19 protein-coding genes are annotated in these 18,872 nt (G+C 45.2%); 2 read left to right on the top strand and 17 right to left on the bottom strand.

Annotated features, from left to right (window positions below; genetic code table 11):
• Nucleotides 1-33: 33 nt before the first annotated feature.
• The 5 genes from AOU00_RS21205 to citZ all read right to left on the bottom strand — a co-directional run bounded on the left by AOU00_RS21205 (nt 34) and on the right by citZ (nt 5,371).
• Nucleotides 34-903, bottom strand: a complete 870-nt coding sequence (locus AOU00_RS21205; protein WP_069292098.1) for an SDR family oxidoreductase — start codon at nt 901-903, stop codon at nt 34-36.
• A 216-nt stretch (nt 904-1,119) separates the two neighbouring features.
• Nucleotides 1,120-1,536 carry a hypothetical protein gene (locus AOU00_RS21200; RefSeq protein WP_069291603.1) on the bottom strand — a complete coding sequence of 139 codons (417 nt, stop codon included), beginning with the start codon at nt 1,534-1,536 and terminating at the stop codon, nt 1,120-1,122.
• Nucleotides 1,537-1,853: 317 nt separating this feature from the next.
• On the bottom strand, nt 1,854-2,795 hold the full coding sequence (gene mdh, locus AOU00_RS21195) for a malate dehydrogenase (protein WP_061828678.1): 942 nt from the start codon (nt 2,793-2,795) through the stop codon (nt 1,854-1,856).
• Between the two features lie 16 nt (nt 2,796-2,811).
• Complete coding sequence (gene icd, locus AOU00_RS21190; RefSeq protein ID WP_069291602.1) at nt 2,812-4,107, bottom strand: NADP-dependent isocitrate dehydrogenase; 1,296 nt, start codon at nt 4,105-4,107, stop codon at nt 2,812-2,814.
• A 151-nt stretch (nt 4,108-4,258) separates the two neighbouring features.
• Nucleotides 4,259-5,371: a citrate synthase gene (citZ, locus tag AOU00_RS21185; RefSeq protein ID WP_069291601.1), complete on the bottom strand. Its 1,113-nt coding sequence runs from the start codon at nt 5,369-5,371 to the stop codon at nt 4,259-4,261.
• Between the two features lie 345 nt (nt 5,372-5,716).
• Here citZ and ytvI point away from each other — a divergent pair, with 345 nt between their 5' ends.
• Nucleotides 5,717-6,835 (top strand): sporulation integral membrane protein YtvI, encoded by a 1,119-nt coding sequence (ytvI, locus tag AOU00_RS21180; protein ID WP_069291600.1) that lies wholly within the window; start codon nt 5,717-5,719, stop codon nt 6,833-6,835.
• Between the two features lie 28 nt (nt 6,836-6,863).
• Here ytvI and AOU00_RS21175 read toward each other — a convergent pair whose 3' ends face one another.
• The 7 genes from AOU00_RS21175 to AOU00_RS21145 all read right to left on the bottom strand — a co-directional run bounded on the left by AOU00_RS21175 (nt 6,864) and on the right by AOU00_RS21145 (nt 13,208).
• Nucleotides 6,864-7,262 carry an FxsA family protein gene (locus AOU00_RS21175; protein ID WP_013309596.1) on the bottom strand — a complete coding sequence of 133 codons (399 nt, stop codon included), beginning with the start codon at nt 7,260-7,262 and terminating at the stop codon, nt 6,864-6,866.
• Nucleotides 7,259-7,777: an acyl-CoA thioesterase gene (locus AOU00_RS21170; RefSeq protein ID WP_069291599.1), complete on the bottom strand. Its 519-nt coding sequence runs from the start codon at nt 7,775-7,777 to the stop codon at nt 7,259-7,261. The genes AOU00_RS21175 and AOU00_RS21170 overlap by 4 nt, the downstream gene beginning before the upstream one ends.
• 134 nt (nt 7,778-7,911) lie before the next feature.
• On the bottom strand, nt 7,912-9,201 hold the full coding sequence (pelA, locus tag AOU00_RS21165) for a pectate lyase (protein WP_069291598.1): 1,290 nt from the start codon (nt 9,199-9,201) through the stop codon (nt 7,912-7,914).
• A gap of 288 nt (nt 9,202-9,489) precedes the next feature.
• Nucleotides 9,490-10,332: a phosphate ABC transporter ATP-binding protein PstB gene (pstB, locus tag AOU00_RS21160; protein ID WP_061828683.1), complete on the bottom strand. Its 843-nt coding sequence runs from the start codon at nt 10,330-10,332 to the stop codon at nt 9,490-9,492.
• Nucleotides 10,333-10,349: 17 nt separating this feature from the next.
• Nucleotides 10,350-11,246, bottom strand: a complete 897-nt coding sequence (pstA, locus tag AOU00_RS21155) for a phosphate ABC transporter permease PstA (RefSeq protein WP_023987910.1) — start codon at nt 11,244-11,246, stop codon at nt 10,350-10,352.
• Nucleotides 11,246-12,178, bottom strand: coding sequence for a phosphate ABC transporter permease subunit PstC (gene pstC / locus AOU00_RS21150; RefSeq protein ID WP_013370343.1), 933 nt, complete (start codon nt 12,176-12,178; stop codon nt 11,246-11,248). Before pstC ends, pstA begins: the two co-directional genes overlap by 1 nt.
• A 106-nt stretch (nt 12,179-12,284) precedes the next feature.
• The gene (locus tag AOU00_RS21145; protein ID WP_069291597.1) at nt 12,285-13,208 is read right to left on the bottom strand and encodes a phosphate ABC transporter substrate-binding protein; all 924 of its coding nucleotides are present in this window, start codon (nt 13,206-13,208) and stop codon (nt 12,285-12,287) included.
• Nucleotides 13,209-13,415: 207 nt separating this feature from the next.
• Between AOU00_RS21145 and AOU00_RS21140 the strand changes: the two genes are divergently transcribed.
• Nucleotides 13,416-14,312, top strand: coding sequence for a LysR family transcriptional regulator (locus tag AOU00_RS21140; protein ID WP_069291596.1), 897 nt, complete (start codon nt 13,416-13,418; stop codon nt 14,310-14,312).
• Nucleotides 14,313-14,409: 97 nt separating this feature from the next.
• On the opposite strand, the gene pyk is transcribed toward AOU00_RS21140, so the two are convergent.
• The 5 genes from pyk to AOU00_RS21115 form a co-directional block, all read right to left on the bottom strand.
• On the bottom strand, nt 14,410-15,840 hold the full coding sequence (pyk, locus tag AOU00_RS21135; RefSeq protein WP_023987907.1) for a pyruvate kinase: 1,431 nt from the start codon (nt 15,838-15,840) through the stop codon (nt 14,410-14,412).
• A 125-nt stretch (nt 15,841-15,965) separates the two neighbouring features.
• Nucleotides 15,966-16,949, bottom strand: coding sequence for an acetyl-CoA carboxylase carboxyltransferase subunit alpha (locus tag AOU00_RS21130; RefSeq protein ID WP_069291595.1), 984 nt, complete (start codon nt 16,947-16,949; stop codon nt 15,966-15,968).
• The gene (accD, locus tag AOU00_RS21125) at nt 16,950-17,843 is read right to left on the bottom strand and encodes an acetyl-CoA carboxylase, carboxyltransferase subunit beta (RefSeq protein WP_013309586.1); all 894 of its coding nucleotides are present in this window, start codon (nt 17,841-17,843) and stop codon (nt 16,950-16,952) included.
• Between the two features lie 180 nt (nt 17,844-18,023).
• A complete protein-coding gene (locus AOU00_RS21120; RefSeq protein WP_013309585.1) occupies nt 18,024-18,212 on the bottom strand; it encodes a hypothetical protein in 189 nt (62 codons plus the stop codon).
• Nucleotides 18,213-18,364: 152 nt separating this feature from the next.
• Entirely contained in the window at nt 18,365-18,862 is a 498-nt protein-coding gene (locus AOU00_RS21115) for a phosphatidylglycerophosphatase A family protein (RefSeq protein ID WP_023987905.1), read from the bottom strand.
• Between the last annotated feature and the right edge of the window lie 10 nt (nt 18,863-18,872).

Here is an 18,872-nt window from a genome sequence, read left to right as displayed (position 1 = left end):
GCATAACACGGCCCCAGCCTTTCCTTTGTCCTCTTATCCGTTTATAACTTCACCGCCATTGATATGAATAACCTGCCCGCTTACATATGAAGAATCATCAGAAGCAAGGTACACATAGGCTGGCGCCAATTCTTCCGGCTGACCCGGACGCTTCATTGGCTGTGCTCCTCCAAACTCGCTGACCGTCTTGGCATCAAAGGTAGACGGGATTAACGGCGTCCAGATTGGCCCTGGTGCTACAGCGTTCACCCGAATACCTTGATCCGCCAAATTGAGTGAAAGGGAACGAGTAAAGGATGTGATTGCCCCTTTGGTCGATGAATAATCAATGAGTGTCTTGTTCCCAGCGTACGCGGTAATCGATGTTGTATTGACAATTGTGCTCCCTTTCTTCAAATGCGGCAATGCTGCTTGCGTCAGGAAGAACATACCGAAAATATTCGTACGGAACGTGCGCTCCAACTGTTCTTTGGTGATATCCTCCAGCTTTTGTTGTGGATGCTGCTCTGCCGCATTGTTCACGACAATGTCGAGCTTGCCCAACTCGTTAACCGTCTGTTGAACCGCTTTTTTGGCAAATTGGTCATCTCCGATATCGCCAGGAATCAATACGCATTTGCGCCCCTCCTGCTCTACCTGACGTTTTGTTTCTTCCGCATCCTTATGCTCATTCAAGTAGATGATAGCTACGTCCGCACCTTCTTTGGCATACGTGACAGCTACAGCCCGCCCAATTCCACTGTCTCCACCAGTAATAAGTGCAACTTTGCCTGTGAGCTTGTCAGCTGCTTTGTAAGTTGGTTTTTCAAATTGAGGTGCAGGCGTCATTTTGGATTCAATCCCCGGTTGCTGGTCCTGATGCTGTGGGGGCAAGGTTTGCTGAGGTTGGTTACTTTTAGCCATTGTACATTCTCCCTTCAAAATTAGATATTTTTTAGGATGCAACATTTGCATCCACTCTACTCCTGATTTACCACACAAAGTTATTCGTTAAACGAAAAAAGAAAAATGTAGTTATTTGAGCGCACAAAAAAACGGCCTATGCTTATTCAGCACAGACCGTTTTTTTCAATTTAGCATTTATCATCATTCGATTATAGGCTCTCGCCAAATGCTTCATTAAATAATATCGCTATATATCATTAAAAACGTAATCAGGATCAAGAAGACGGCAAGCAGCGTACTGAACATTCGCATTTTGCCAGCGTATTGCGTAATAGGCTGTTGGCTACGAATCGCTTCCAGCGACAGCCGTAACGGCTTACCCATGGCCCCAGCGATACCAGAAATGGCGAGAAACAACAATAAAACGACCACGATCCAAGCTGCGGAATATGGCCCCCAGGCAAAAATCATATAGATACCGCTAACAAGCACAAGGATCAGCACAAATTGAGCTAAACGATTCAATAGCTGAACAGCCGATATCGTTCCTTCCTGCACGCTAGGAGCCAATTTGTCGATTTTGCCCACAACGAAGGGGAGCAATAAATAAAAACCCATCGCCAGTGATCCAATAATGTGAATAAAAGACATTTTTCACAACCTCCATTTCTTTGTTTTCTTACAAACTCTTTTTCCATAGAACGATCATATTCCAACGAATGACTACCATCTTTTCAGTGTTTTGGGACATGCTTTTCTATGTCAGGATTTTTGCAAAATCCTCATGTAACTATCAATGCATATGAACTCTATTATACCGGGGAAGTGGTCCAAAGCAAAGGAATAAGGAAGAAAACGAATAGATTCCTTATTTCCGTTTAAAAGTAAAAGAGGTGTCCGGTGGCCATGACTATGGCTTGGGAACACCTCTTCAAGTAAAAGTATACCGTTTTAGTAGAAAATTGAATCTATACGGTAACTATTTTAATCACACTGCGGACCGATTCGGCGGATTGATCGAGCGCTGCTTTTTCTTCGGCTGTCAATTCCAACTCGAACACTTTTTCGATACCATTACCGCCAAGAAGTGTCGGTACGCCAAGGAACAAATCCTGATAGCCGTACTCTCCCTCCAGATAGGCAATGACCGGGATAATCCGTTTTTTATCTTTTACAATCGCTTCTGTCATCTGTGCAAGCGAAGCTGCCGGTGCATAATATGCGCTACCATTACCCAACAGGTTGACGATCTCACCGCCACCACCGCGTGTCCGTTGTACGATTGCTTCGATACGTTCCTGCGAAATCAGGGTTTCGATAGGTATACCTCCAACGCTGGAATAGCGTACCAGGGGCACCATATCATCACCGTGACCACCCATAACGAAGCCGCGTACGTCTTCGACGGAAACGTTCAGTTCTTGTGCAATAAAGGTACAATATCGCGCTGTATCCAGCACACCTGATTGGCCAATAACCCGATTTTTCGGGAATCCAAGCGTTTGATAAGCAGTATAGGTCATAGCATCTACCGGATTACTCAGAATAATGACGATAGAATCCGGCGCATACTTCTTCACGTTCTCACAAACGGATTTTACAATTCCTGCGTTCGTATTTACCAAATCATCACGGCTCATACCCGGCTTGCGTGCAATCCCGGCAGTAATAATGACGATATCCGAGTTAGCTGCATCCTCGTAACTGGAAGTGCCCGTGATCTGGCTGTCAAATCCCTGTACCGGACCGGCCTCCAAAATATCAAGCGCCTTGCCTTTGGTCGGATTCTCTAGTTGCGGAATATCGATCAGTACGATATCACCTAGCTCCTTTTGAGCCAGCAGCAATGCGGTAGTGGCACCGGTAAAACCGGCGCCAACAATGGATATTTTTTTACGTTGAATGGACAAGTGGTATTCCCCTTCCTTACAGGTTACTAATAATGGTATCTGCGAACTCGGAGCATTTCACTTGTGTAGCACCATCCATCAGACGAGCAAAGTCATAAGTTACAATCTTCTTATTAATGGACGTCTCCAGCCCTTTGTAAATCAGGTCAGCCGCTTCTTTCCAACCCAAGTGTTCAAGCAACATTACGCCCGACAGAATTACGGAACCAGGGTTCACTACGTCTTTGTCTGCGTATTTTGGAGCTGTACCATGTGTAGCTTCAAAGATAGCATGCCCTGTTACATAGTTAATGTTTGCACCTGGCGCAATACCAATTCCACCAACTTGGGCAGCAAGAGCATCGGACAGATAGTCCCCGTTCAAGTTGAGCGTAGCAATTACATCAAATTCAGAAGGACGAGTCAGTACTTGCTGAAGTGCAATATCAGCAATCGCATCCTTGATAATGATTTTGCCTGCATCTTCAGCTGCTTTTTGAGCTGCATTTGCCGCATCCTCACCGTCTTTTTCCTTGATTACATCATATTGGGCCCAAGTAAATACTTTATCTGCAAATTCTTCCTCAGCCACTTCATAACCCCAGTTTTTGAAGGCACCCTCGGTAAATTTCATAATGTTACCTTTGTGTACGAGCGTGACACTCTTGCGTCCGTGGTCAACAGCATACTGAATGGCTGCCCGTACCAGACGCTTTGAACCCTCGGAAGAAACTGGCTTAATGCCAATACCAGAGGTTTCAGGGAAACGAATTTTGTTCACACCCAGCTCTTGTTGGAGGAACTGAATAACCTTTTTCACGTCTTCGGACCCTTCGGCATACTCGATCCCCGCGTAAATATCTTCTGTGTTCTCACGGAAAATAACCATGTCTACCAATTCAGGACGTTTCACTGGAGAAGGAACACCGTTAAAATAACGAACAGGACGCAGACATACGTATAAATCCAGTTCTTGCCGCAATGCCACATTCAACGAACGGATACCACCGCCAATAGGTGTTGTAAGTGGACCTTTGATGGCTACAATATACTCACGGATGGCTTCCAAAGTATCGTTAGGGAGCCATTCGCCGTATGTATTGAAAGCTTTCTCACCAGCGAATACTTCATACCAGGCAATCTTTTTGCTGCCGTTATATGCTTTTTCTACAGCTGCGTCCAGTACGCGCTTGGAAGCTTTCCAGATATCGCGCCCCGTGCCGTCACCTTCGATAAACGGAATTACCGGATGGTTCGGAACCCGTAGTTGACCGTTATCAATCGTAATTTTTTCGCCTTCAGTTGGGAGCTCAAACTTTTCAAATTTCGCCATAAGTTCCTTTTCCTCCTCAGATATGAATGGGTACAGGACGAAAGACATGATCTTTATCACAGACAAAAACGTACATCTCTCGTCGTCCCCTCTATTGTACCTTATTTTTTAAATTCAGGGTATACAACCTCAATCTTCCTTCGACAAAGGGTTAACGCAACTCTGGTGATACATATTTTTGATCCATTGGACCTGTATATTCGGCGCGAGGACGAATCAGGCGGTTATTTTCATACTGCTCTAAAATGTGTGCGGTCCACCCGGATACACGACTCACAGCAAAAATAGGTGTAAACAGGTCTCTCTTGATACCTAACTGGGTATACACAGAGGCAGAATAAAAATCCACATTGGGCTTCAAACCTTTTTGCCCTGTTACAATTCCCTCAATTCGAACTGACATATCAAACAACGTTGTGTCGCCGTTCATTTCCCCCAGTTCGCGGGACATTTTGTGCAAGTGCTTGGCACGCGGATCACCGTTTTTATAGACTCGGTGTCCAAAGCCCATAATTTTTTCGCGGTTATCCAGTTTCGCCTGAATATAGGAGTCCACCTGATCCAAGCCACCAATCTCCTCCAGCGTTTTGGCCACAGCCTCATTGGCCCCACCATGCAGTGGTCCTTTTAAAGCTCCAATTGCAGACGTGATTCCGGAATAAATATCCGACAATGTGGCTACCGTTACACGCGCAGCAAAGGTAGAAGCATTTAATTCATGATCGGCGTGCAATACGAGAGCCTGATTGAACGCTTTAATAGCCGTCTCCTCCGGGTCCTTGCCAGTCAGCTGATACAAAAAGTTTTCAGCGATGGAAATACCTTTTTTAGGCGCAATCGGCTCCAAGCCCTCGCGTATACGTGCTATAGCTGCCACAATGGTAGGCAATTGCGCCTGAAGCTTGACGGTTTTGGTCACATTAGACTCTCTCGACATATTATCCGCCTCTGGGTCATACAAAGCGAGAGACGATACGGCTGACCTCAAGGCAGCCATTGTACTCAAATTTTTCGGATATAACTTTAATTGAGTAACAATTTCATCCGGAATAGCAGCGTATTCACTTAACTGGTTGCGAAGCTCCTGCAATTGCTCTTTATCAGGTAATTTTCCAAACCACAACAAATAAGCTACCTCTTCAAAATCGGCGTTAACAGCCAAATCATCAATGTTATAACCCCGGTACGTGAGAACGCCATCTACGATAGAGCTTATGGAGGAAGTGGTCGCTACGATCCCTTCCAGACCTTTAGTCGCTGTCATCGTTACATCTCTCCTTTGTAAAAACATTGTGAACGGACTTGCAATGTAAACATTTTCAAAAGTAAGATATGTCTTTTAAATAGCTGAGTAATGTTAACGCCATATGTCAATATTTAAACCTTCTTTCACTATACTGGATTTTGTCGTTTATGTGAACATTGAGGGCTATTCCAACACATTCAAATGTTTTATCGCTTCCATAAATAAATTTTTGAAACCCCTTACAAAAAATATTGATTCATTTGCACTTTTTTACACAGGTCTTGTCTTCCCCCTTTCCCGCATATGTATAGTAGAGCATTTATTTTATGAAAAACTATCGTAAAAGAAAGGAGCCGTGAAAGCTTGAGCCGGTTAATCTTGAATCGCATATTTCGTGCTCTATGGGTGGCAATCGTGATTGTAGCTCTGTTACTGGGCATATATGTGCTTTTCCCTCTCGTCTATCCTTTCCTATTCGCCTGGCTTGTGGCTTATGCCATGAATCCACTAGTTGGTTTTCTGCGTAGCAAAGCCCGTATGCCACGTTGGACGGCTGTCACGGTCTCATTATTTGTATATTTAGGTGGAATTGCAATTATCCTATCTGCGGCAATCACCCGCATGGTTCGAGAAGTTATAAAGTTGGCCATGACTTTTGACGGACATATTGAGCGTTTTAAAAGTCTGTTTATCGATTGGACACAAAGCGATTTGATTCAAAATATAATTATTGAAATTAACCATTTTATCAGAGATAATCCGGATTACCAACATACCATTAACAGTAATATTGATAAGACAACTCAAACTGTCAGTTCGGCTGTCACTACGCTAGTCGCTCAATTTTTTAATGGAGTTTTGAACTTGCTGACCTCTCTGCCTAATATGGGAGCAGTTCTAATGGTTATTGTATTAGCAGCCTTTTTTATTAGTAAGGATTGGGACCGACATAGTCGGATGCTCTCAAACACGATTCCTGATACGATTCGCAAGCCATTGTCGGATATATGGCACGATTTGCGTAAAGCACTGTACGGCTATTTGCGTGCACAGTTCATTATCATCTCCATTACGGCATTAACGGTCATTGTTGGGCTGTTCATATTGCGTGTGGAATCCGCCTTTACCATCGGTTTGATGATCGGGCTGGTGGACTTGCTACCTTATTTGGGGGTTGGCATTGTGATGATTCCGTGGATACTGTATGCGTATATGTCTGGTAATTTGGCACTAGGGGTAGGATTGTCGATCCTTTATATCATCCTGTTGATTGGACGACAGATCGTGGAGCCTAAGGTGCTGGCCAGCAGCGTGGGCTTGAACCCGCTTCCCACCCTCATCGGTATGTTCATCGGGCTCAAGCTGTTTGGCGTTTTAGGACTAATTATCGGACCTGTATCACTCATTGTCGTTGATGCACTGAATCGCGCGAATGTCATTCAGGACTTGCGCAACTATATTCTTGCTGGAAGAGTCCGCTAGATCATGGATAGGAAAACGGCAGCTCACGTCAAAACCGCCGAAACGTAATACTGCCGTTTTTCATTTTTTTCTCCAGCCACTTCAATAAAAAGCGTCGGTACAACGCTCGTGTTAAAGGAAACACCAACGTAAAACCAATAATATCTGTTAAAAATCCAGGGATAAGCAGCAAACTCCCACCGAAAAAGACACATAATCCATCCAGCATTTTACGGCCGGGCATTTGTCCCCGGTTCATTTCATTTTTCGCATCGGCAATCACCTTACGACCTTCAAATTGCATCATGGCAGCCCCGATTAGGGTCGTCAGAATGATGAGTAAAATCGTTTTGCCCGCTCCAATCCAGTGACTTACCCATATAAACCCGTACAGCTCCGCCAAAGGAATGAGCAGCAGCAACAGCCACAGACGTTTACGCATCATCATGACTTCTGTCCCTCCCCGCCTGTAAAAGCAAACCTTAATGCAGTGTACAGCTCAGGTAGCGCCTGATCCAGTCGAACGGGCTTCCATTGGGTGTTCAACCATACGTGCCGTGTCATCCCTGTGACAAGCAGCTCTCCCGGCAGCGTGTCTGCCTGGGTCCATACCTTTCCCAAATACCTTTGATGCTCATCTTCCGTTACCCGTCGAACCTCATAGATATAGTTTAGACGCAGTCTGGAGAAGTCCGTAATTGCGGTATAAATGGTAATTAAATCATCATATCGAGCAGGACTCGCATATTTCGCATTGATTTCAATAACTGGCAGCAAGACTCCTCGTTCCTCCATACTCCGATAGTTAAAACCCGCCTGTCGGATCATTTCGGTACGCCCGATCTCAAACCAGTTCAAATAATTTGCATGATATACGACCCCCATCTGGTCGCTTTCCTGATAACGGACGCGTAGCGGTGCGCCATACCAGCGTAATTCCGTTTGTTTCTCCTCTTGAGTCATACAAGCTCTCCTATCTTTGTGCATCTTTATCTCTATTTTGCCCTCTCTCCATTAAACCATATTTACAGCCCGGGAACAAAAAGAGGGCAGACCGAACGGTCCGCCCTCTCCAATCATATATAATAATGCCTTTATTATTGTGGCAACGGCTTGGACAGTTTATAATATCCGCTATCCGAAGCCAGCTTGAGCAAGCTCTTAGCCTGGCTTCCCGCCCAGGCGTAACCAAGTCGTCTTTCCTCACTAATTTTCATGATGTCGGTATACTTTTTGCCATCCCGGTCTGAAAAGAAATATTTATTGTCTTCCACATTATAGAACCGATACCACATTACGCTCGATGCGTCCTTTTGGAAGAACTCCGGACCTTGACGATTGTATTTGATACCGTCGATTCGGTTCGCGTCAAACCATTTCAAAGCACTCTGAGCCGCTTTTTTCACTTCAGCGGTTTGCGGCTGGGACATGAGAAAAGCAGTAATGCCTACTGATTCCGTAGTTGTTTTGGAAGGTAACTCAAATGCCCGGGCTTCAACAGATGCATAAGTAGCCGGATCGTGCTGTGCACCCCAGATTGTTGGTGTACCATTATTTACAATTTGAGATTTAATTGTGTACTCGATACCTTTGTTTAGCGCTTGCTGAAGTCTGGAGCGGTAAGAGTTATCCAGAATATCGCTATCAAACGGCTGCTTCTTGTTCACAATATCGTCAGCCAAAACCATAACTCTGACCATCGCATCATCATTATAAGTTACAGCATCGGAATAATTACCACGTTTAGGGTATACTTGAGGCCAGCCACCTGAGGAATATTGAGAGGTTAGTACAAAGTCGACTGCTTTTTGTACACTGTTCTTAATATCTTTATTTTTGGTTTTTTTGTATACATCCGCTAAAAAGCGAATCTCGGTTGTCGTGGCCTCGTTATCAAACGTTCCGAGTTCAACACCATCCTTGCTTTTCCATGTGGAGCGTGCAGCTTTGCCATCCCATTTGGATTTATAATTCTTTTCCATAGCTTTGAAGAATCCGCCATGCGGCAATTGCCAGGATACAATATTTAAGGCAAGCGTCGTATCCTTGGATATATTCCCCGTAGAAAACTTGCTAAAGTCGCGCATTTTGTTCAGGAGGCTGTCTGTATTCACAACAGCGGTTGGCTTCGCCACAGCCGACAGCCCAAATAATGGCTCACGATCCAGAACACCTGAATTTACATCACTACCATAAACGTCCCGTCCCACAGCTGAATCTGTGGTAAGTTCATAAGAAGCAGTTGCCGATTCACGTCCTGAATCATATGTAGTCGGCATCATCTCCTGTGCCGCAGCCCATGAGGGACTTAGGAGTCCTGACGTTACTGTAATCGCCAAACTTGAAAGCGCTATCATCTTTACGGTTGGACACATCTTCTTCTTCATTTGAACCTCTCCCTTATTTTGATTTGGGTAATTGTGTTCAGTTTAACCCTATTTATTCTTGCTGAAGATTCTTTTTGATAGCGAGGGGAACTAAACCACTATTTATGCATGATAAATAGTTAGTTGTATTATATGAAAATATACCCAAACGATCAATATATTTTAATTTACTAATAGATTAAAAAAGTTACAAAACGTTGAACACAATAAAAATCCTCTTACTAATGCTGGATTAGTAAGAGGATTTTACGTGCAGCTCATATATAGTAGGTCGATGAGCAACATCGCTTAACCAAATCGACCCATGATGTACTCCTGAGTCAGCTCATTTTCAGGATTCGTGAAAATATCGTTCGTTTTCCCATGTTCAACAAGACTTCCAATATAAAAATAAGCAGTATAATCGGAAATTCGTGCAGCCTGCTGCATATTGTGCGTCACAATAACGATGCGCAGTTCTTTTTTTAATTCGGTGATGAGCTCTTCTACCTTGCCTGTAGACACAGGGTCCAGCGCGGAAGCTGGCTCGTCAAGCAATAGAATTTTCGGCTGAACGGATAGTGCACGTGCAATGCAAAGCCGCTGCTGTTGCCCGCCAGACAGCGCCAGAGCGGAGTCGTGAAGGCGATCCTTGACCTCATCCCATAATGCTGCTTTACGCAGGCTGCTTTCGACGATTTCATCAAGCTGTTTCTTCTTGCGCACCCCACGGTATTTGGGACCGAAGGCGATATTATTGTAAATGGATTTGTAAAAAGGGTTGGGACGTTGCCACACCATGCCAATTTGCTGACGCAGCTTGATCACGTCCGTTTCCGGTGCCGTCAAATCCTGTCCATCCATCCAGATGTGCCCCGTTGTAGAGGAAGACGCAATCTCATCATTCATCCGATTAAGGGAGCGCAAAAAGGTCGATTTACCGCAGCCGGAAGGCCCGATCAGGGCAGTCACTGTCTGTTCCGGAAAGGCCAGATTCACTTTTTTCACAGCCTCAAAGCTGCCATAATAAATACTCAAATCCTCAGTACTGAACGGATGCGGCGGTTGCCCCGCAAGCTGTTCCGAACGCGTAGACTGAACGGATGTTGCTGGTGCGGCGGTTTTTACCGTTCGCGTAATCACATGTTCCATTGTTCTCCATCCCCTTTCTAATCCATACGTTTGGCAGCTGTCAGACGGCGGTATACAACTCTTCCGAACCATCTTGCACTCAAGTTGAATGCAAGCACAAGCAGCACCAGTACGGCAGAAGCGCCTGCAGCAATATCTTTAGAGTCAGGAGCAATCCCCTCACTGTTGACCTTCCAAATATGAACAGCCAATGTCTCAGCAGGTCGCATCGGGTTAATAGGCGATCTAGCATGCAATGGATTCCAATCAGTAAAATCAAGCGGCGGCGTACTCATCCCTGCTGTAAACAGCAATGCGGCGGCTTCCCCGAAAATACGGCCTGCGGCCAAAATGGTACCCGTAATCAAGCTTGGCAGCGCAGCTGGCAACAAAATGGAGGTGATAATTTTCCACTTGGACAATCCAAGCGCAAGTCCAGCTTCCTTTTGCTCCTTCGGCACAGCTCGGAAAGCCTGCTCAGTTGTGCGAACCATCAGCGGCAGGTTAAATACGGCCAAAGCCAAGGCTCCTGATAAGAGGGAAAAGCCAAAATCAAACGTATTTACGATAAGTAGTAGTCCAAACAATCCGATGACGATAGATGGGAAGGAGGACAATACTTCGACGACAAGTCGTATAAAGTCCGTAATTTTCCCCGGCTTTGCATATTGCGCCATGTAAATACCTGCGCCCCAGCCAATCGGAATGGTGATAATCAAAGTTAAGATTAACAAAAATACGGAATTAAATAGTTGTGGGCCAATACCACCGCCTGCACGTAATGTTTGGGGAGCACTGGTTAAAAAGTCAAAAGAAATATGACTGACTCCGCGGGCCAAAATGAAGCCCAGTAATCCAACCAAAAGTGCAACAATGAACAAGGCGAAGAAACAGATTACAAATGTAGCGATCTTGTCGGTCGTTTTAGCTTTCATCAAACCCGGTTTCTCCTTTCAAGCAGCCTTACCAGCAGCACGAAAATGAATGTCATGAGCAGAAGAACAAGCGCCATGCTCCAGAGAGCATTGTTATGAACGGAGCCCATCGCTGTATTACCCATGCTTAGTGTAATGACACTGGTCAAGGTCGAAGCGGATTCCAGCAAGGAATGCGGTATATGCGGAGCATTCCCGATTACCATCTGTACAGCCAACGCTTCTCCGAAGGCACGAGCCATACCGAGAATAATTCCTGTCAAAAGAGCAGGCAACAGCGTCGGAATAATAACACGGGCAATTGTCTGCCAGCGGGTAGCACCCAAAGCATAAGAGGATTCACGTAGCCCCCCCGGCAAGGAAGACAACGCATCCGCCATAATACTCGTAATCGTCGGCAAAATCATGACTGACAACACTAGGCAGCCTGCCAGAATGCCGATGCCTTGTCCTCCAAACACGTTCCGAAGTAGCGGGACGATCACGGTCAAGCCGACAAAGCCATATACAACAGACGGAATACCGGATAATAATTCAATCGCAGGTTGAAGGATACGTTTACCCGATTTCGGCACGATTTCCGTCATAAATAAAGCCGCACATAAGCTGAGCGGACTGGCAATTAAAGCCGCCAGTATGGTTACTGCAAAAGAACCCGTAATAAACGGAAGCGCGCCGAAGGACTTAGGTTCGCCATCCGGGCTCCATTTGGTTCCAAAGAAAAACTCTCGCAGACTGACTCCATTCACCGCAAATGTAGCTACACCTTTGGAGGCAACAAAATATACGATGGAGACAATGACTGCAACTAAAAAAACGACACAAACCGACGTATATATGCGGCCGGTCCATTCTTCCCAGTAATGTCTTTCTTTCATAACTCGGGATCGTTTATTCTGTTCCATGTATGCCTTCCCTTCAATTGGTTCCATACTGTAACTCCTTTAACCGAAGAATAGAGGCCGGACGCTAGTCCGCCTCTTCTTCGTGAATATACTCGCGTTAGCTGCGTTCATCGAACAGGAGGTGTGACTCTCCTTATTTCGTGATATTACCGTCAGCATCACGTTTCACTTGCATACCTGCTACTGGAATGTATCCCAAGTCTACGACATCCGTTTTTTGGATTTCATCTGACAGAATGTAGTCCAGAAATGCTTTCACATGCTCTTTTGGCTCACCTTTAGTGTACATATGCTCGTAAGCCCACACTGGATATTTACCTTGTTCTACATTTTCAACGTTAGCTTCAACGCCATCGTATTTCAAAGCAGTTACTGTGTTGTCGATGTAGGACAGAGCCAGATAACCAATCGCACCCGGTGTTTCAGCAATCAGCTTTTTCACAGTACCGGAGGAATCTTCTTGAATGGAGCCCGGCAGATCTTCTGTTTTTTGTCCCAATGCGTATTTTTCAAATGTTGCACGAGTACCGGAGCTGCTTGGACGGTTTACAATAACGATTTTTTGATCCGCACCGCCAATTTCTTTCCAGTTCGTGATTTTACCTGTAAAGATTTGTACCAATTGATCTTTTTTCAGGTCTGTAACGCCTACTTTAGGATTCGCTACCGCTGACATGGCTACAACAGCTACTTGGTGATCGACCAGCTCATCTGCGCCGCTCTCCAGTTTTTCTTTTGCAAACACGTCGGAGTTACCGATGTCCGCTTGTCCGCCGGAAACCTGAGTCAAGCCAGTACCGCTACCGCCGCCCTGCACTTGAACTGCAATGCCTTTATATTTATCGACAGCCATAAATTTTTGTCCCGCTTGCTCTACCAATGGTTGAAGTGCAGTGGAGCCAACAGCCAGAATGTTTCCTGTCAGTTCAGCAGCTGCTTTATTGTCTGTTCCTGTAGCAGCTTCTCCTTGTGGTGCAGCATTGTTACCTGATCCGCAAGCTGCAAGTGCAAATACCATGGTGAGAGTCATCAGAATGAACGGCCATTTTTTCAACATTTTTTATTGTCCTCCCCTTAGTTAAGTGACGGTTTTTTATTTATGACCATCAACACTTTTACATTGTAGGCCTGGAATGTTAGACGAACGACGTGGTTTTGTAAAACAAATATAAAATATTGATAGATAAATTATTTTTCGGTATATAATTAATCTATAGTTTGAAATTCACATATGAATGACATATAAGGAGAGCTGTTGGATTCCATGAATATTCTAAAATTGCGTATTTTAATGCTGATCGACAAATTCCATAAGGCGACGGATGTGGCCGAAGCTTTGCAAGTCAAACAACCTACCGTCAGCTTTCATATGAAGAGCTTGGAAAAGGAAATGGGTGTTTCCCTATTCTCTCTTCAACAAGGCAGGATTATACTAACGGAAGCTGGAAAAAAATTATTACCTTACGCAAAGCAGATCATCTCTCTGGAGCAAGAAGCTAGACAAGCTGTAGATGAACTGACAGAAGAGTCACAGGGTCAATTACATCTGAGTGCAGAGTCGATATCAGGTACGTATCTCCTCCCCACTTTGATGACTAAGTTTGCTGAGCGGTATCCAGATTGTCGTATTCAGTTGGATATTCAATCCCCGGATGCAATTAAGCAACTACTGAAACAGGGGGAAATTGATTTTGCTTTTCTCGACGATAGAGATTCTCTTCCAGAGTATACGGTGGCAGAGCCAGTGGCTTCTGATCAAGTAGGAGTTATCCGTTCTGCATCTGCACTTGCACCTGCATTCAAATTAGAGGAGGTCGCTGGACCCGATGTGCTGGACAAGCACACATGGGTAAAATATAGCGGTTCATCAGTTGTAGATCAGTATTCTTCGCTAGTTAAGCCTCATCTGGAAATCAACTCTTGGGAAGCGGTAAAGCAAGTCGTAAGCGGCGGAGAAGCGCTTGCCTTCTTTCCTGCAAGCGGAGTGGATAATAATGAAAATGCTGCTCCCTCGGTGGAATGGCTCCCTTATCCCGAGGCTGATAACCAAAGGAGCCATTATCAAATAAACATCGTGTATCAACAAGATACACACATGAACTTGATGCAACAGGCATTTCTTGATTTCATACGACGAGAAGGACTGGAAATGAAAAGCTAGAGAACATAAAAAAAAGAGCATCCAAGTCTTATTGACTTGAATGCTCTTTTGCTTGTTGTAACGATACAGCTTCGTTATTATGTCATGGAGACTTTAATTACGCTTGTGCTGGAACGCAGCTAATTTTGATCAGGTTCGTAGAACCGGAATCACCAAGAGGTACGCCCGCAGTAATTACAACCAAATCGCCCTCTTTAACGAGGCCAGATTTGCGACCGCCTTCCAGTGCGTTGTCAAACAGACTATCTGTTGTGTCAACGACTGGTCTGCCTTGTACTGCATGTACGCCCCAGATCAGAGCCAAACGGCGAACTGTTCTTTCCTGTGTTGTCACAGCAACAATTGGAGCTTCAGGACGGTATTTAGAAATCATACGCGCCGTTGTTCCGCTTTGTGTGGACGTCAGGATCGCTTTGGCATGCAGGTCAAGTGCAGAAATAGAAACAGATTGACTGATTGCTTCTGTAATACTAATTTCTTGAGCCGTTCTTTGTTTCTTGAACAAATCACGGTAGTTCAGAGAGGACTCAGCTTTTTCTGCAATACGTGACATCGTCAATACGGATTCTACCGGATATTTACCCGCTGCTGTTTCGCCGGACAGCATAATTGCGTCTGTTCCGTCAAAAATAGCATTCGCCACGTCACTTGCTTCCGCACGAGTCGGACGCGGGTTACGTTGCATGGAATCCAACATCTGTGTTGCCGTAATAACAGGCTTGCCAGCTACATTACATTTGTTAATCATCAATTTTTGCGCCAGAGGCACTTCTTCAGCAGGAATTTCCACACCGAGGTCACCACGGGCAACCATCAGACCATCCGAAGCTTCCAAAATTTCATCCAGGTTGTCAACACCTTGCTGATTTTCTATTTTGGAAATGATTTGGATATGACTTGCGTTGTGTTTCGCCAGCAATTCACGGATTTCCAGAACGTCACTTGCTTTACGAACAAAAGAAGCCGCGATGAAATCAATGTCCTGCTCAATACCGAAAATGATATCATTAGCATCTTTTTCGGTAATACCAGGCAAAGAAATAGCAACGCCTGGAACGTTAACGCCCTTCTTGCTTTTGATCGTTCCACCATTAACAATGCGGCATTTGATTTCAGTGCCTGATACTTCAATAACGGTGAGTCCGATCAGACCATCGTCGATCAGAATGGTGGAGCCGGGCTCCACGTCCGAGGGAAGATCTTTGTACGTAATGGAAATACGATCTTGCGTACCGAGAATTTCTTCCGTTGTCAGCGTAATGAACTCGTCCTGAACAAGCTCAATAGGTTCAACTTCGAGCTTTCCTGTCCGGATTTCCGGCCCCTTCGTATCGAGCAAAATAGCAACGTTTTTGTTAAGCTCCTTACAAGCTTGACGGATGTTTTTAATCCGGTTGCCATGCTCCTCGAAATCACCGTGAGAGAAATTCAGGCGGGCTACGTTCATACCAGCCAAAATCAGTTTCTTCACATTTTCCAATGACTCACTGGAAGGACCGATGGTACATACAATCTTAGTTTTGCGCATTTGGGTTTTTCCTCCGTTTTCAAAGGTGCTACTCTTTATATCTTTTTCCAACAATTAAATCTACTACACTTTTTCCTATTTGTATAGGAAGTTCGTCATATTTATTGTTACCCGTTTACAGCGTATTACAACATAGGCTCAGATTCCGAAGGCTTCAAGAAGGTGTATTGACCTATTTTTCGGAATTTTTGATACCGATCTTCCCTCAATTCATCGCAGCTCATATTCGTAAGGTCTGCCAAATGACGTTCCAATAGCTCCTTGATTGCGGCAGCAGTCACTTCATAGTTACGATGCGCGCCCCCTTTCGGCTCCGGCACAATATCCTCGATAATTTCCATGCGCAGGAGGTCATTAGCCGTAATCTTCATGGCTTCAGCTGCCTGATCGGCCTTGGAAGCATCTTTCCATAGAATCGAAGCTGCACCGTTTGGAGAAATGGCCGAATAAATGGCATGTTCCAGCATCAGCACACGGTTACCGACTGCAAACGCAAGCGCACCGCCGCTTCCACCCTCGCCGATGACCACACAAATAACAGGCACCGAAAGCTTTGCCATCTCCCGCAAGTTGCGGGCAATCGCTTCCGATTGACCTCTCTCCTCTGCTGTATTACCCGGATAAGCGCCCTTCGTATCAATAAATGTAATAATAGGGCGTTTGAATTTATCAGCCTGCTGCATAAGACGCAAGCCTTTACGAAATCCTTCCGGATGAGCACTACCAAAGAAACGTGCAATGTTATCTTTCGTATCCTTACCACGCTGTTGACCAATGACGGTCACCGGAATACCATTTAGCTTGGCAATTCCGCCCACAACCGCCAGATCGTCTCCAAACAAGCGGTCGCCGTGCAATTCAATAAAGTCTGTAAACACCTGCTCAATCAGATCAAGAGACGTTGGTCTTTGATGATGACGGGCCAAATGCATTTTTTGTGGTGCTGTAATGTTCCAATATATTTCTTCTTCCATCTCGAGATAACGTTCCTCGAGACGGTTGATTTCATCTGTAAAATCAATTTGCTTATCCTGTCCGAATTGCTTGAGTTCTTCGATCTTCTGTCGCATCTCGACCAGGGGCTTTTCATAAGGCAATTCACCAGCCATCTATTCCACCCCTTTCACACTGTGCAGATCAAGCAGTTGCCCGAGGGTATCACGCAGTTCCTTGCGGTGTACAACCATATCCAATTGTCCATGCTGCAAATTAAATTCGGATGTTTGAAAATCATCCGGCAACTTCTGTCTGATTGTCTGTTCAATTACAATACGCCCTGCAAAGCCGAATACAGCTCCTGGCTCCGCGATATTAATATCTCCAAGCGTAGCAAAGCTGGCGGACACTCCACCTGTAGTCGGGTCGGTGATAACAGAAATATACAGCAAGCCCTGCTCATCCAGACGAGCAAGAGCAGCACTTGTTTTGGCCATCTGCATCAAGCTTAAAATACTTTCCTGCATACGTGCCCCGCCGGAAGTTGAAAAAATAATTAGCGGCAAACGCTTGTCTATTGCTTGCTCAATGGCGCGGGTAATTTTCTCTCCTACGACCGAACCCATACTGCCAGTAAAAAAGTCAAAGCTCATCACAGCAACGACAACAGGATGTCCATAAATAAGGCCGTCGCCCGTAACGACAGCCTCTCGCAAGCCAGATTTCAGGGTCTGTTGCTCCAGCTTGCTCGCATATCCCGGAAAGTCCAGCGGGTCAACCGAAATCATATCGGCATCATATTCCGTAAACGTGTCTTCGTCGAGCACCATGCGAATGCGATCCATAGCATTCAAACGCATATGGTATCCGCACACCGGACACACTTTCAAATTTTTCTCTAGTTCTTTGCTGTATTGAATACTTCCACACTTGCCACATTTGGTCATAAGACCTTCGGGAATTTCCCGTTTGGGACGATCCGGCATGTCCGCTTGATCGCCGCTCAGCGCCCGTTCCGAAGGGATGGTCGCGTATTTACGCTTCTTTTGGAATAAATCTTTAAACACAACTACACCTCTCCAGCCGTTTATTTGTCAGCCGTAACCGATACAAGGTCCTCTGCCGTCTATGCGGCACCTTTAAGCATTATGTTCATACACACGTCAACGCCTGTTACTAAAACTTTACCGCCGATCGTGCATCCTTTGTTCCACTCATGCTGCTGTATCACTTCCGCCGTTCCGGACTCAAGGGCGCAAAATCGAATTAAGCACTTCCTGTATTTCTTCGACTTCACCCGAAGGCACAAGTATCTCAAACTGTTGCTTGGACGCGCTGATGGCCCGGGCCTGCACCATAAAACCTTCTTCAGACAGTTTGAGCTTAATCATGTCAGCCAGTCTGGCCGTCGGTGCAATATAAATCACCGTCCACATGCCTTGTTTCTACCCCCTAAGCCTCAAGTTTTGAGCCCATATAATAGACTCATGATAACATACCTTACTTTTTTCCCGCAACAAAAGCCCTCCTGATCATTCAAGTTCGTCGGAGGGCCTAGAAAATCATCAACTCTGTCTACACAGGTCAATTAAGCGTCCAATGATGCAGGATAATGCTTGGCATGGAGACTCCGATGTGCAATGCGCGAAGAAGCAGCGGCAGCTAGTCCGGCGACAAGATCGTCTAAAAACACATGAATACCACTGCCTTTTTGGTTCAGCTGTTCAATAATCCCCGTCTTTTCCTTATCCAGATAACCAAAACTGGTTAAGCCGATCATGCCGTACACACTCGTAATTCCAAGAGCCAGTGTCTCGTCCACTCCGTACAGCGGTTCGTCAGCCTCCATAATGGCTTGCAATGGCTGGGGGAGAAGTTTTTTTTCGGCCAGCTCATCGAGCGCAATACCTGTGAGCAACGTATATTGAACCTCACGCTTTTGTAAAACCGCTTTGACACTGTCTATACATTCTTCCATCGTCAAATGAGGATAATATTTTAGCTGAAGCTGAAAAACAATGTCCGCAATGGACTCGATACGAATGCCTCTGCGATTTAACAAAGTTTCTGCATATTCATAGGACATAATTTCCCTC

It is taken from the genome of Paenibacillus polymyxa (genome assembly GCF_001719045.1).
GTDB classification, from domain to species: domain Bacteria; phylum Bacillota; class Bacilli; order Paenibacillales; family Paenibacillaceae; genus Paenibacillus; species Paenibacillus polymyxa_B.
The sequence above is the reverse complement of the archived record's forward strand: the minus strand, read 5'-3'. Positions and strand labels throughout refer to the sequence as shown.